Source organism: Antribacter gilvus (assembly GCF_003946865.1).
Classification (GTDB): domain Bacteria; phylum Actinomycetota; class Actinomycetes; order Actinomycetales; family Cellulomonadaceae; genus Antribacter; species Antribacter gilvus.
Map to the genome: position 1 here is coordinate 123,086 of NZ_QXTH01000004.1, position 13,207 is coordinate 136,292.

Sequence of the window (13,207 nt, forward strand, 5' to 3'; positions counted from 1 at the left end):
CGCGAGCGTGCGCCACCCGGCTGCGCCATGCTCGGACCATGCCCCTCTCCCCCACCAAGGACCCGCAGCTGGTGCTGCTCCGCCACGGCGAGACCGAGTGGAGCCGGTCCGGGCAGCACACCGGGCGTACCGACATCCCGCTCACCCCGGCGGGCGTCGAGCAGGCGCGCCGGGCAGGTGCGACGCTCGCCGAGTACCGCTTCGAGCGGGTGCTGAGCAGCCCGCTCCAGCGGGCCTGGCGCACCGCCGAGCTGGCCGGCTATGCCGACGCGGAGCCCGACGAGGACCTGGCCGAGTGGGACTACGGCCCCGTCGACGGGCGTACCGCCAAGGACGTCGGGGAGCAGCTGGGCCGCGAGTTCCTCATCTTCGAGGACGGGGTGCGCTTCCTCCCGCCGGACCCGGAGCACGGGGACGGCCGGCCCGGTGAGACGCTGGAGCAGGTCGCGGCGCGGGCGGCCCGCGTGGTGCAGCGGGCGGAGGAGACGCTGCGCGGGGGCGGGGACGTGCTCGTCGTGTCCCACGGCCACCTGCTGCGCGTCCTCGTGACGGCGTGGCTCGGCATCGACCCGCGGCTGGGCTCCCGGTTCGAGCTCGGGACGGCCGCCATCAGCATGCTCGGCTACGGCCACCACCTGCGAACTGTGGAAGGTTGGAATCTCCCGCCTTCGCCCTGATCGTGACACTATGCACGCATGAAGGACGAGCACCTCGCCGAGGGCGAGTCGGTGGTCATGACCCTGCGGACCCACCCCAAGAAGATCATCAGACCGATCCTGCTGCTGGTGGTGCTCCTGGCCGGGCTGATCGCCCTCTGGGTGCTCCCGCTCCCGGTCGACGGGCTGATCCTCTGGTTCGCCACCGTCGTGCTGGTCGTCCTCGCGGTCACGGCCGTGGTCCCCGCGTGGGTGCGCTGGCTCACCACCCGCTACGTCATCACGAACCAGCGGGTCGCCCTGCGCACGGGCGTGCTGACCCAGACGGGCCGCGACATCCCGCTGTACCGGATCAACAACGTCACGTTCGAGAAGCAGCTGAGCGACCGGTTCTGGGGCTGCGGCACGCTCGTCATCTCCGACGGCACGGATCAGCCGGGCATGATCCTCGACGACGTCCCCGACGTGGAGGCCGTCCAGCGCCGCCTGCAGGAGCTGGTGCGCCAGGGTGACGACGGCTCGGACAGCGGCGAGTTCCCGCCGAACGAACCCGCGCGGCGCTGAGTCTCCCGCACGCCGGCGCGCTCCTCAGTCGAGCACCGCACGGCCGGCGGCCTGCTCCGCCCGGCGCAGCATGTCTGCGGCCAGCGTGACGTCGCCCTTGGCGTGGGCCTCCAGGAGGCGCCGCCCGAGCTCGATCCGGGCGTCCACAGCGGGTCCGACGTCGTCGCTGTCGTCTCCCACCGGGCCGGCCATCGCCTTGCTCCGGCTCCAGGCGGCGAAGGCCTCCGCGACCGTCACCCCGTGGGCGGGCCGGTAGCCGACGGCGATCTCGTCTCCCGCGCCCAGCTCGCCCGCCTGGACGACGCGCAGGTATGCCCCCGTCCGGTTGGCGTCGGCGAACCGTCGCACCCAGCGCTCCTCGCCCATCCGGCGCGCGAAGGTCTGGCACGGCACGCGCGGCTGGGTGACCTCCAGCACCGCGGTGCCGACCTGCCAGCGCTCGCCGATCACCGCCCGGCCGATGTCGATGCCCCGCGTGCGGAGGTTCTCGCCGAACAGGCCCGGCGGGATGTCACGGCCCAGCTCGGCGGCCCAGACGTCGGCGTCCTCCTGCGCGTACGCATAGACCGCCTGGTCAGGTCCGCCGTGGTCCCGGCGGTCGGCCTGGACGTCTGCATACAGGCCGAACCGTCTGACCACCACGCGGCCGTCGACCGGCCGCTTGTCGATCGCGGTGACGCCGACGGCGCTCGGGTCGGGAAGCAGCTGGTGGACACGGCACACGGCCAGGAGGTCGCCCATGGCAGCCATCCTGCCAGGTCGGCGGGGGGACTCAGGATTGGCGAGCCCCGCTCGCCGCGCCGTACCGTGGCAACGTGACCGAGCCGAACCCCGACCGCACCCACCCCGACGACGAGCTCGGACTCGAGACCGACATGCTGGCCACCGGGCCGGAGTCGCTGCCGCACGTGGTCGTCGTGGGCGGCGGCTTCGCCGGCATGGCCGTCGTCAAGGCCCTCGCGAAGGCTCCGGTGCGCATCACGCTGATCGACCGGCGCGTGTACAACACGTTCCAGCCGCTGCTCTACCAGGTCGCCACGGGCGGCCTGAACCCGGGTGACGTGACGTACTTCCTGCGCGGTCTCCGGCTGAAGCAGAAGAACGTGCGCGTGGTGCACGAGCACCTCGTCGGCGCGGACCACGCCGCCAAGAAGATCCGCCTGCTCAACGACATGTGGATCAGCTACGACTACCTCGTCGTCGCGTCGGGTGTGACCACCAACTTCTTCGGCACCCCCGGGGCCAAGGAGCACGCCTTCCCCATGTACTCCCGGTCGCAGGCGATGAAGATCCGCGACAACCTCTTCATCCGCCTCGAGAAGGCCGCCAAGTCGCGGCGGACCGACGACGGCCTCCGGGTCGTGGTGGTGGGTGGCGGTGCCACGGGAGTCGAGGTCGCGGGCGCGCTCGCCGAGCTCCGTACGGCCGGTCTCGCCCCCGCGTACCCCGAGATCCACGGCGACGCCTTCGAGGTCAAGATCGTGCAGCGCGGCACCGAGCTGCTCAAGTCCTTCGCCCCCTCGCTCCGGGCCTACGCCACCCAGGAGCTCAAGCGGCGCGGGGTGTCGCTCCACCTCGGCGCCGGCGTGAGCGCCGTCGAGCCCGACGGCGTGGTGCTCACCGACGGGACGCGCATCCACGCCGACCTCACCGTGTGGTCGGCCGGCGTGCACCCGCACGAGGAGGTCGCCGAATGGGGTCTGCCCCAGGGCGCCGGCGGCCGGATCGTCGTGGGCGACGACCTCCAGGTTCCCGCGATGCCGGGCGTCTTCGCGGCCGGTGACATCGCGATCTCGCCGTCCGACCTGCCGCAGCTGGCGCAGCCGGCGCTCCAGGCCGGGCAGCAGGTCGCCAGGAACATCCTCGCCCTCCTCGAAGGCCGCCCCACCGAGCCGCTGGAGTACACCGACAAGGGCACCATGGCCGTGATCGGCCGCCGGGCCGCGATCGCCGAGATCCAGCTCCCCGGCAAGCGGCAGGTCCGGCTCACGGCCGGGACCGCGTGGATCGTCTGGCTGTTCGTCCACATCATGTCCCTCATCGGGCCGCGCAACCGGGTCACGACGCTCGCCGGCCTGGTGACGCGCTACGGCTTCCCGTTCCACCGCAGGCCGATCCCGATCGTGGGCGACGTGCCGACGGTCCGGCCGCCGAAGAACCACGGGGCGTGACCAGGCCTGACTTAGGTCACTGAAGGAAGTTCCTCCCTTAAGCGTTTCAGATCCTTGCTCCGCCCTCCTCCTCGGGCAAGCCTTCGGCCCGTAGATGCGCGGGACGTCGTCGGGCACGACGACCGCGCCGAAGCTCTCGAAGGGGAGGGACCGTGAGACTGACACGCAAGAACCTCACCGCCGCGGCAGGCGGCGTCGCCGCGACCGCGGCCGTGGCCGCGATGCTCGTGGCGTCACCGCTGGCCGGCGACGTCACGGCGGAGGCCGCCACCGGCGGCATCCACGTGAGCAACGGGAAGATCGTCGAGGGAGACGGCACACCGTTGCTGCTGCGCGGCACGAGCCACGCACACACCTGGTACGCGTCGCAGACGCGCGCCTTCGCCGACATCTCCGCCACCGGCGCCAACTCGGTGCGCGTCGTGCTGAGCGACGGTACGCGGTGGACCAGGAACGGCCCGGCCGACGTCGCCGCCGTCGTCGACCGCTGCTGGGACAACCAGCTGATCTGTGTGCTCGAGGACCACGACACGACCGGCTACGGCGAGCAGTCCGGTGCGTCCACGCTCGCCACCGCCACGGACTACTGGATCTCGCTGCTCCCCACGCTGGAGGGCACCGAGGACCACGTGCTGATCAACATCGGCAACGAGCCCTACGGGAACGACTCGGCGACGGCGAGCCGCTGGGCGTCCGACACGTCGACGGCGATCCAGCGCCTGCGGGCCGCCGGCTTCGACCACACGATCGTCGTGGACGCGCCGAACTGGGGCCAGGACTGGAGCGGGACCATGCGGGACAACGCCGCCACGGTCTTCGCCGCGGACCCGGACCGCAACACCGTGTTCTCCATCCACATGTACGGGGTGTACGACACAGCGGCCGAGGTGCGCGCCTACATCGACTCGTTCACGAGCCGCGGCCTGCCGCTGATCGTCGGCGAGTTCGGGCACGACCACTCGGACGGGAACCCGGACGAGGCGACGATCATGTCGTACACGCGGTCCCAGGGCATCGGCTGGTTCGCCTGGTCCTGGAGCGGCAACGGCGGGGGCGTCGAGTACCTCGACATGGTGCAGGCGTTCAACCCGGCCCAGCGCACCTCCTGGGGCACGCGCGTGATCACCGGGGCGGACGGTTTCTCGCAGACGTCCGTCAAGGCGAAGGTGTTCGGGGGCGGCACGACGCCGACCCCCACACCGACCCCCACACCGACGCCCACGCCCACGCCCACCCCGACTCCTACGCCGACCCCCACCCCCACGGTGACGCCCGTGCCGGGCCAGTGCTCGGCGGTCTTCCGGGTCGTGAACTCGTGGCAGGGCGGCTTCCAGGGTGAGGTCACCGTTCGGGCGGCCGCCTCCCGCACCAGCTGGCGCACGCAGTTCACGCTGCCGGCCGGCACCACGATCTCGAACCTGTGGAGCGGCACGCACACCTCGTCGGGCACCACGCACACCGTGACGAACGCGGCGTGGAACGGCACGCTCGGCGTGAACCAGAGCACCACGTACGGGTTCATCGCGAACGGCCCCACGCCGTCGTCGGCCCCGGCGGTCACCTGCTCCTGAGGTGACCTGCTCCTGAGACGGGCGGAGGCCCGGCGACCGGTCATGGTCGCCGGGCCTTCGCCCGTCGTGTGCCGCGTCCGCGGCTCAGCCGGTGACGTCGCCCGAGCGGCCGTGGGCCACGCCCGTCGCGAGGCCGAACGCGACCGGCTGCGGGCCGCTCGTCGAGCAGCACCCGCCCGCGTCGGCCACGGCGTCGGCCTCGGCGTCGGCCTCGGAAGCGAGCCCGAGGTCCGTGGAGCAGACGCCGGTCTGCGGGAGGCTCAGCTCGACGGCGTCCGCGGCGGCACGGTCGCCGGCCAGCGCCGCCACGACGGACCGGACCTGCTCGTACCCGGTGGCGAGCAGGAACGTGGGGGCACGCCCGTACGACTTCATGCCGACGAGGTAGAACCCCTCGTCCGGCTGTGCCAGCTCGGACTCGCCGTGCGGCGGCACCGTTCCGCACGAGTGCAGGTTCGGGTCGATGAGGGGCGCGAGCGCGCGGGGCGCCTCCACCACCGGGTCGAGGTCCAGGCGAACCTCCCGCAGCATCTCGAGGTCGGGCCGGAAGCCCGTCGCGTTGACGACGTTGTGGACGGTGAGGTCGAGCAGGCCGTCGGCGCCCTCCTGGCGCGCGGTCCCCAGCACGCGCACCTCCCCGGTGGCCGAAGCCGTGGCCGACGGCGCGCCGGCCGGCTCCAGCCGCTCGATGCCGACGCGGGTCAGCAGCTCCACGCGCCCGTCGTCCACGGCCTCCTTGAGACGCGTGCCGAGCAGTCCGCGGGCCGGCAGCTCGTCGGCCGCTCCCCCGCCGTAGAGGCGGCGCGGCGAGCCGCCGCGGATCGCCCAGGTGATGCGGGTGCCGGGCTCCGAACGCGCCAGCTCGCCCAGCGCCAGCAGCGTGTTGGCCGCGGAGTGGCCCATGCCCACCACGAGCGTGTGACGCCCGGCGAACCGCTCGCGGTCGCGCCCGAGGACGTCGGGCAGCGGGCCCGTCAGGAAGGCCGTAGCCTCGCTCTCCCCCAGCGCCGCAAGGCCCGACGTCCCGATCGGGCTCGGCTGTCCCCAGGTGCCCGACGCGTCGATCACCGCGGCGGCGCGCACGTCTCCCGTGGACGTCCGCACCAGGTACGGCAGCCGCTCGCGTCCGAGCGAGCGGGTGCGGTCCGCGCCGTCCTTGGCGACGGCGACCACCCGTACCCCGTAGCGCACGCGGTCGCCGAGCGCTGCCGCGAGCGGCTTCAGGTACGCGTCCACCAGGTCGGCGCCGGTGGGGAGCGCCTCGAGGTCTGGCTCCGCCCAGCCTGTGCCGGTCAGCAGGCGGCGCGCGGCGGCGTCGATGCCGTACCGCCACGGCGAGAAGAGCCGCACGTGGCCCCAGCTCGCCACCGCCGCCCCCGGGCCCTCGCCCGCCTCGAGGACCACGGGGTCGAGGCCCCGTTCCAGGAGGTGGGCGGCTGCCGCGAGGCCCACGGGCCCGGCTCCGACCACGACGACGGGGAGGCCCTCGCGGGACGACTCGCTCATGTGTGCTCCTCAGATCGAAGAATCTCGATGGGTGATGGGAACAACGTATCCACAAACGTCGATACGTGGCAAGATGGTGCCATGTCCGTGACCGCCGAGCGCCCCCTGTTGCCCCTCGCCGAGGCGACGTCCACCGCCCGAGGCGACCGTTCGCCGTCGGGCGCCGTGTGCTGCGCACCGCTCGTCCGCGAGGTGCTCGACCCGGCCGCCGCGACGGAGACGGCGCGCGCCTTCAAGGCGCTGGCCGACCCCGCGCGGCTCCAGCTTCTCTCCATCGTTGCTGCTCACGAGGGTGGAGAGGCCTGCGTCTGCGACCTGACCGAGCCGCTCGGACTGTCCCAGCCCACCGTGAGCCACCACCTCAAGATCCTCGTCGAAGCGGGCCTGCTCGTGCGCGAGCAGCGCGGTCGGTGGGCCTACTACTCCCTCGTCCCGGCGGGCCTGGGGCGTCTCGGCGCCCTCCTCACGGACGCCGCCGCCTGAGATCCAGGGGTAGCGCTCCCACGCCCCTTAGGGCCACCATGGACCACCGACCGAGCCGACGCAGAAGTCGTCGCGCGTCGAGGCCGCGGAGGAGGTGGACATGAACCCGGGAGAGTTCCGGATCGCGCAGGCGTACGCCATGGCGGAGCCCGAGAGGCTGCGTCTGCTGGCCCGTCTGCTCACCTGTCCCGCCGGCCAGTCAGCCGCGGAGGACCTGGCGGGCCAAGGGCTCTCCGCCACCCGGGCCCTCGCGCACCTGCAGGCGATGTCCGACGTCGGAGTGGTCGCCCCCGTGGGCCGCGGCGCGTACGCCGTCGCCCGCCCGCCGGACGACGACGAGATCGGCGCGCTGTACGACGGGCCTCTGTACGGGCCGCCGTCCGTCCGGCCGGACCAGCAGCGCTACCGTGTCGCACCGCGCGGCATCGTGGGCTTCGGCGTCACCGCCCTGGCCGCACCCCGGTTCGACGGCGACCCCGCGCTCGACCCCGGGAACACCCCCGCACTCCTCAGCCGGATCACCGAGACGCTGGCCGCGCAGTTCTCCGGCAGCGTGGGACCGGAGACCGTCGAGCGGCTCGTCCGCGAGAGCCACGGCATGCTCACCCCCACGATCGGCACGGCAGCGCACCTGCCTGCCGTCACCGCCTGGCTGGCCACCGACCGCCTCGCCGCCCTAACCATGCACGCGCTGCCCAGGCGGGCCCAGGACGTGCTGGTGGTGTGCGTGCACAACCAGGGTCGCTCGCAGATCGCCGCTGCCGTCCTCCGTCACCTGGCGGGCGACCGGCTGCGGGTGCGGACGGCCGGCTCGAGGCCCGCCTCCGCACCCGACGCCACCGTCCGCTCCGTCCTGGCTCGCCGGGGCCTCGACGGGCTGGTCGAGTTCCCACGGCCCCTCACGCCGGAGCTCGTCCGCGCCTCGGGAGTCATCGTGACGATGGGATGCGGCGACGCCTGCCCCGTGCTGCCGGGGCGCCGCTACCTCGACTGGCCCGTGGACGACCCGTCCGGGCGCACGCCCGCCGAGGTGGAGCGCATCGTCGACGACGTGACCGCCCGGGTCCAGTCCCTGGTCGAGGAGCTCGACAGCATGACCGGCCTGCCGCTCACCGCGACCCGTTCCGTCGGGGTCTTCGGCGACGAGGACGAGGACGGCCTCCGCGTGCTCCGCGCGGTGACCTGAGGCGTCATCCCTCCCGGTGGACCAGGGCCGGGTGCCGCGGGTCGTCGACCCGGACGACGAGGTCCGCGATCCCCTCGGGGTCGGTCTCCTCGGCGTACCGCTCGTAAGCGGGCAACGTCCATTCCTGGTCCGGTCCGGTCCGCCGCCGCAGGGTCGCCGGGCGCAGCGCCAGGTGGACCGCCAGGTCCAGGTCAAGCCACCGGCCGAGAACGAGGCAGCCGTCGAGGACCACGACGAGCCCCGGCTCGGCCGGCACGGGCGCGGCCCGGGTCGCCCGGTCGGTCACGGGGTCGCGCAGGCTCGGCAGGTACCGTCCCGTGCCTCCGGGACCGACGGCGGACAGCACCTCCCGGTTGAGAGCGCTCACGTCCAGCCGGTCGTCGAGGAGGGCGTCAGGGTCGTGGTGCCCGTGCTCGAGCCGGAGCGACCGTGGCCGGAGGAAGTCGTCCGCGCGGATCCTGGCGACCGGGTGCCCGGCGGCGCGCAGCGGCTCGACCAACGCGTCGGCCAGGTCCTCCGGACGGGTCGACGGGTGGCCGTCCACCGCGAGTCGCACGGCCTGGTCCCGAGCGGTGCGGTCCGCCCGGTCCAGGACGAGGTCGACCACGCGCCGGACGAGCACCTCCGCTGTCACCGGCTCCACACGCACCGGGCCATGGTGTCATCCCGGGTGAATGTCGGTGGCAGGGTGCAGTCTGGTGCCACCGAGCGAGGAGAGATCATGACCGAGAGCACCACGCCCGCACCGGAGGGGTTCGGCCGGTTGGACGCCGTCGTCCTGGACGTACCCGACCCCAAGGCGTCAGCGGCGTTCTGGCAGGCCTTGGCGGAAGCCACGGTGGAGCAGGAGGAGAGCGACGGCTGGCTCACGCTGGGCACGCCGGACGGCTGGTCCATCGCGTTCCAGCCGGCACCCGACCTGGTACCGCCCCAGTGGCCGGGTCAGGACCACCCGCAGCAGCTCCACCTGGACCTGAACGTGCCGGACGTCGCCGCGGCCACGGAGCGGGCAGTGTCGCTCGGGGCCACGCTGCTGCGGGAGAGCGAGACCTGGAACACCCTTGCCGACCCGGCCGGGCACCCGTTCGACCTGTGCGCAGCGGAGGGCAACCAGGGCACCACCGTCTTCGGCGTCACGTTCGACTGCCCGGACGCGTCCGGGCTCGCCCGCTTCTGGTCGCAGGTGCTGGGCGAGGAGGTCACCTACGACGCCGACGGCATGGCCATGCTCGGCGGCGACCGCGCCCTCCTGTTCCAGGCCGTCGAGAACTACAACCCGCCGGCGTGGCCCGACCCGGCCAGGCCGCAGCAGCTGCACCTCGACATCCAGGTACACGACCTCGACGCCGGAGAGGCCGCCGCGCTCGAGCTCGGCGCCACGCGCCTGCCCGGCGGTGCCGACGGCTTCCGGGTCTTCGCCGACCCGGCCGGCCACCCGTTCTGCCTGGTTCGCTGAGCGGGAGGGGGCTCGTCCCTCAGCGGAACGCGGGGCTACCGATCGAGCATGCTCGCTCGCATCGTCGCGCCAATCACCTTCGCCCGCTCCTGCGATCTGCCAGGGCTGCAGGCAGCGGATCTTGCTGCCTATCTCCATCGACGTCGCGAAACCGTGACCGACCAGCATCCACGTGCACGGGCGACGCTGACGAGGTTATGTGGGCTGCTCGACCTCACAACGATCCACCGCCGGACCTGGGTGCCGTGACGACAAAAAACTGAAGCCCCACCAAGGTGGGGCTTCAGGCTGGCAACGTTCCGGTGACCGGCCCGTTGTTCTCCGAACATATCAGCGGGCGGTTCCCTGTCCAGAGGTGTCGGCGACCGGCACCCGACACCTCCTGTTCCTCCCCGCGTCAGCCGGCGGACACCGCCGCTGCCTAGCGTCACGGGCGACCCGACTCGAGGAGGAGCCATGCCCGGCACCTTGCGACGCGCACGCACGCGACGCTCCCTGTCCCTTTCCGTCGCCGCCGTCGCTGCGGCGGCCGTTGCCTTCCCGCTCCTGGCGACCGTGCCGACGGCGGCGCCCGCCGCCGCCGCGCCCGGCGACGTGGCGTACACGCAGGACTTCAACAGCACAGCGAACGGTGGGCTCCCGGCGGGCTGGCGCCCGGCGTCCGGGAGCTGGGCCGTGCAGGACGGCCGGCTCGTGGGCCAGGCGGGCTCGATCACGCGCATCACGTTCGGGCCGCACCTCGAGAACTACCGGCTGGAGGCGACGATCCGCTTCGAGCAGGTGAACAACGGCACACGCTGGCTCGCGCCGATCCTCGACATCGCTCCGAACGGTGCCGTGCCGTGGTGGCAGGCCGCGATGCGCACGAACACCACCGCGGCAAACGGCCTGGAGCTGGCGCAGCGCACGTCGGGCAACGCGTGGAACGTGCCGTACACCGCGTCGGCTCAGTCGGACGCGGGCACGGGGCGCGACGTCCGGATCGCCATCGAGGTGCAGGGCACCCACGCGACGTGGATCTACGACGGCCAGGAGCGGCTCGAGGGAACCATCGAGCGGTCGGCCGACGGCGTCCTGGGCTTCTCGGCCGACGGCGCGCGGATCTCCGTCGACGACGTCCGCGTGACGGAGATCGAGCCGTGGACCCCGGTCGCCGGTGAGGGCGAGCTGCCCGTCACGGCCGCGCACCGCGGCTACTCCGCGGTGACCCCCGAGAACACGCTCGCCGCGTACGTGGCGGCCATGCGCTCCGGCGCGGAGTTCGTGGAGATCGACGTCCACACCACGGCCGACGGCATCCCCGTGGTCATGCACGACCAGACCGTGGACCGCACCACCGACGGCACCGGCAACATCGCGCTGCTGCAGTCGCCGTACGTGGCGACCCTGGACGCGGGCTCGTGGTTCAGCCCGGCGTTCGCCGGGCAGCCCGCCCCCACCTTCGCGCAGACCCTCGAGCTCATGCGGACCGGGTCGTCCGCGATGCTCCTGGAGATCAAGGGGCCCGAGACGCAGGCCGAGGTGAACCGGGTCGTCGACATGATCACGGCACGCGGGCTCGCCGGCCGGATGGTGATCCAGTCCTTCGACGCGAACGTGCTGCGGTACGCCAAGGAGCGAGCCCCGCAGATCCCCACGGGGTACCTGGTGTCGACGGTGCACGCCGACCCGGTCGCCGTGTCGCGCGACCTGGGCGTCTCGTACTACAACCCCTCGGCGGGCGCGCTCACCGGGCGCCCCTCCGTGGTGGCCGAGCTCAACGCCGCGGGCATCGCGGTCTTCGCGTGGACCGTCGACTCTGCGGACCACTGGAAGCAGCTGACCGCCGCCGGGGTCGACGGCATCATCACCAACCGGCCCGGCGCGTTCATCGGGTGGAAGCAGGCTCAGGCGCAGGTCCCGGCGCCGGACGAGCCCACGGTCCAGGTCCTGGCCCCCGTCGCGGGCGGCACCTTCGACACGGGGGCCGACGTCGTCCTGGCCGCCTCCGCGACCGACGCCGACCAGGTGCAGCTCACCGTGGACGGCACGCCTGTGGACAACGGTACGGTGCTGGCGGCCGCTGACCTCGGCCTCGGTGAGCACACGGTCGTCGCCCGGGCGACGGGTGCGGGCGGCGACGTCGAGGCGACGGCCACCTTCACGGTGACCGTCACTCCGGCGGGACTGCGCTCGCGCCTTGCCGCACTCCCTGTCGCGACCGGGCAGCTCCAGCAGCTGCTGACGGCGCTGGAGGCGGAGGACTGGGCGCGGCTCCGGTGGGCCGTCGCAGAGCACGTCGTCGACCCGGCGACAGCCGAGGCGCTGACCGCCGAGGTGGAGCACCTGGCGGGCTGACGGTTCGGACCCGGGAGTCCGCTTCGAGAACGCCATCGGGTGCCGTTACCCGCGGGGTAGCGGCACCTGATGGCGTTCTCGAAGGGGACTGCCCTGTGTGGCGCGAGGGTCAGCGAGGGCGCGTGCCCTCCGGCGGCGGGAAGCCCGGGTACTGGACGTAGCCGCCGCCCGGCCGGGTCTGCGTCGGGCCCGGCTGCGTCGGGACCGGCGGCGCGGGCACAGGCGCGGGCGGCGCGGGGAACGGCGGCGCAGCCACGGTCGGCGCAGGGGGCAACGGCACGGCCGCGGAATGCCTGGGCGGCACAGGCCCGGCCGCAGCGGGCACAAGCCCGGGCGCCGCGGGCGCCGGCATCCTGACCCCGGTGGGCGCCGGCACGGTCGGCATCGCCGCCGTCGGGGCGTCCAGGTGGGCCTGCACGAACGACCCGGCCGGCACCGGCACGGCGTAGCCCACGGCGGGTTCGGCGCCCAGGGTGCGAGCGCCTGACTCCCCGGCGGCCGCGCGGCCGCGCAGGTACCGCACCAGCGCGCCGACGCCCGCACCGACGACCAGCACCGCCACGATGCCGCCGCGGATCACGCGGCCCCACCGGACGTCGTCCTCCTCCTCGGCGGGCCCCTGGCCGACGACGGCCCCCGCCGTCTCGCTCGGCGACGCCGACGGGCTGGGGCTCTCGGAGGCGGCCGGTGCCGGCGCGGCCGACGCGGCCACGGCCGAGGCAGCGGCCGAGGGGGCGGGCTCCGTCGAGACGCTGGGCTGGGCGGACGGTGCCGTGGAGGCGGCGGGCTCGTCCGGCGTCGGCGCGGGCGCGGGCGCGGCGGGCTCCGGGGCCGCGGCATAGGTCACGGAGTAGGTGATGATCCCCTTGCCCGTGCTGTGCCGCACCGTCGTTGAGGAGGTGGGGTTGCTCAGGGTGTGCACCTCAGGCCCGGCCACCCCGCGCCCGCTGACGCAGTAGGCCACGATCTGGCGTCCCGCAGGCGCGGCGACGCCCACGGAGACCAGCTTCCCGTCGAGCTCCGCCGACGCGTCCCCGGCCGGGCAGGACCCGACCGGCGTGACGGTGTCTGCGGCGGCGGGCGCCGCCGTCGGACCGACGATCAGGACGGCCAGCCCTGCGGCCAGGCCTGTCGCGGCGACCGCCACACGGGCGGGGCCTGGCCTTCGCCCGGGACGCGGGGTCGGGGGCGGACAGGTGGGGGTGTGCCGTCGCACGCTCGTGCTCCTCCGGGTCGGTCTGTGGCGGCCACGCAGCCGAGGACCGCACCCTAGGACA

At 73.6% G+C, this 13,207-nt stretch carries 13 protein-coding genes; 9 read left to right on the forward strand and 4 right to left on the reverse strand.

The annotated features are described in order from the left end of the window. The first annotated feature begins 38 nt into the window (after nucleotides 1-38). Both D1350_RS08285 and D1350_RS08290 read left to right on the forward strand, forming a co-directional pair. On the forward strand, nucleotides 39-677 hold the full coding sequence (locus D1350_RS08285) for a histidine phosphatase family protein (protein ID WP_125775526.1): 639 nt from the start codon (nucleotides 39-41) through the stop codon (nucleotides 675-677). 18 nt (nucleotides 678-695) lie between these two features. Then, nucleotides 696-1,220 (forward strand): PH domain-containing protein, encoded by a 525-nt coding sequence (locus tag D1350_RS08290; RefSeq protein ID WP_125775527.1) that lies wholly within the window; start codon nucleotides 696-698, stop codon nucleotides 1,218-1,220. Nucleotides 1,221-1,244: 24 nt separating this feature from the next. On the opposite strand, the gene D1350_RS08295 is transcribed toward D1350_RS08290, so the two are convergent. Next, nucleotides 1,245-1,961 carry an MOSC domain-containing protein gene (locus D1350_RS08295; protein ID WP_125775528.1) on the reverse strand — a complete coding sequence of 239 codons (717 nt, stop codon included), beginning with the start codon at nucleotides 1,959-1,961 and terminating at the stop codon, nucleotides 1,245-1,247. A gap of 74 nt (nucleotides 1,962-2,035) precedes the next feature. Between D1350_RS08295 and D1350_RS08300 the strand changes: the two genes are divergently transcribed. Continuing rightward, entirely contained in the window at nucleotides 2,036-3,391 is a 1,356-nt protein-coding gene (locus tag D1350_RS08300; RefSeq protein ID WP_240643965.1) for an NAD(P)/FAD-dependent oxidoreductase, read from the forward strand. 152 nt (nucleotides 3,392-3,543) lie between these two features. Next, nucleotides 3,544-4,962, forward strand: coding sequence for a cellulase family glycosylhydrolase (locus tag D1350_RS08305; RefSeq protein WP_240643966.1), 1,419 nt, complete (start codon nucleotides 3,544-3,546; stop codon nucleotides 4,960-4,962). 84 nt (nucleotides 4,963-5,046) lie between these two features. On the opposite strand, the gene D1350_RS08310 is transcribed toward D1350_RS08305, so the two are convergent. Then, nucleotides 5,047-6,468, reverse strand: a complete 1,422-nt coding sequence (locus D1350_RS08310; protein WP_125775529.1) for an FAD-dependent oxidoreductase — start codon at nucleotides 6,466-6,468, stop codon at nucleotides 5,047-5,049. 81 nt (nucleotides 6,469-6,549) lie between these two features. Here D1350_RS08310 and D1350_RS08315 point away from each other — a divergent pair, with 81 nt between their 5' ends. Together D1350_RS08315 and D1350_RS08320 are read left to right on the forward strand one after the other, a co-directional pair. Continuing rightward, the gene (locus D1350_RS08315; protein WP_125775530.1) at nucleotides 6,550-6,951 is read left to right on the forward strand and encodes an ArsR/SmtB family transcription factor; all 402 of its coding nucleotides are present in this window, start codon (nucleotides 6,550-6,552) and stop codon (nucleotides 6,949-6,951) included. A gap of 100 nt (nucleotides 6,952-7,051) precedes the next feature. After that, nucleotides 7,052-8,137 carry an arsenate-mycothiol transferase ArsC gene (locus D1350_RS08320; protein WP_206074468.1) on the forward strand — a complete coding sequence of 362 codons (1,086 nt, stop codon included), beginning with the start codon at nucleotides 7,052-7,054 and terminating at the stop codon, nucleotides 8,135-8,137. A gap of 4 nt (nucleotides 8,138-8,141) precedes the next feature. On the opposite strand, the gene D1350_RS08325 is transcribed toward D1350_RS08320, so the two are convergent. Next, the gene (locus tag D1350_RS08325; RefSeq protein ID WP_206074469.1) at nucleotides 8,142-8,786 is read right to left on the reverse strand and encodes a nucleoside/nucleotide kinase family protein; all 645 of its coding nucleotides are present in this window, start codon (nucleotides 8,784-8,786) and stop codon (nucleotides 8,142-8,144) included. A 72-nt stretch (nucleotides 8,787-8,858) separates the two neighbouring features. Between D1350_RS08325 and D1350_RS08330 the strand changes: the two genes are divergently transcribed. The 3 genes from D1350_RS08330 to D1350_RS08340 all read left to right on the forward strand — a co-directional run bounded on the left by D1350_RS08330 (nucleotide 8,859) and on the right by D1350_RS08340 (nucleotide 11,930). Further along, on the forward strand, nucleotides 8,859-9,593 hold the full coding sequence (locus D1350_RS08330) for a VOC family protein (RefSeq protein WP_125775531.1): 735 nt from the start codon (nucleotides 8,859-8,861) through the stop codon (nucleotides 9,591-9,593). 48 nt (nucleotides 9,594-9,641) lie between these two features. Then, nucleotides 9,642-9,842: a DUF3800 domain-containing protein gene (locus D1350_RS08335; protein WP_125775532.1), complete on the forward strand. Its 201-nt coding sequence runs from the start codon at nucleotides 9,642-9,644 to the stop codon at nucleotides 9,840-9,842. 207 nt (nucleotides 9,843-10,049) lie between these two features. Further along, nucleotides 10,050-11,930, forward strand: coding sequence for a glycerophosphodiester phosphodiesterase (locus tag D1350_RS08340; protein WP_125775533.1), 1,881 nt, complete (start codon nucleotides 10,050-10,052; stop codon nucleotides 11,928-11,930). Between the two features lie 109 nt (nucleotides 11,931-12,039). On the opposite strand, the gene D1350_RS23630 is transcribed toward D1350_RS08340, so the two are convergent. Then, on the reverse strand, nucleotides 12,040-13,077 hold the full coding sequence (locus D1350_RS23630) for a hypothetical protein (protein WP_164545077.1): 1,038 nt from the start codon (nucleotides 13,075-13,077) through the stop codon (nucleotides 12,040-12,042). Nucleotides 13,078-13,207: the final 130 nt, after the last annotated feature.

What these genes read in the sequence shown, in the direction of transcription:
- D1350_RS08310 (WP_125775529.1), bottom strand. Translation starts at nt 6,468, where the DNA reads ATGAGCGAGTCGTCCCGCGAGGGCCTCCCCGTCGTCGTGGTCGGAGCC.
- D1350_RS08290 (WP_125775527.1), top strand. Translation starts at nt 696, where the DNA reads ATGAAGGACGAGCACCTCGCCGAGGGCGAGTCGGTGGTCATGACCCTG.
- D1350_RS08295 (WP_125775528.1), bottom strand. Translation starts at nt 1,961, where the DNA reads ATGGGCGACCTCCTGGCCGTGTGCCGTGTCCACCAGCTGCTTCCCGAC.
- D1350_RS08340 (WP_125775533.1), top strand. Translation starts at nt 10,050, where the DNA reads ATGCCCGGCACCTTGCGACGCGCACGCACGCGACGCTCCCTGTCCCTT.
- D1350_RS08335 (WP_125775532.1), top strand. Translation starts at nt 9,642, where the DNA reads ATGCTCGCTCGCATCGTCGCGCCAATCACCTTCGCCCGCTCCTGCGAT.
- D1350_RS08320 (WP_206074468.1), top strand. Translation starts at nt 7,052, where the DNA reads ATGAACCCGGGAGAGTTCCGGATCGCGCAGGCGTACGCCATGGCGGAG.
- D1350_RS08315 (WP_125775530.1), top strand. Translation starts at nt 6,550, where the DNA reads ATGTCCGTGACCGCCGAGCGCCCCCTGTTGCCCCTCGCCGAGGCGACG.
- D1350_RS08330 (WP_125775531.1), top strand. Translation starts at nt 8,859, where the DNA reads ATGACCGAGAGCACCACGCCCGCACCGGAGGGGTTCGGCCGGTTGGAC.
- D1350_RS08285 (WP_125775526.1), top strand. Translation starts at nt 39, where the DNA reads ATGCCCCTCTCCCCCACCAAGGACCCGCAGCTGGTGCTGCTCCGCCAC.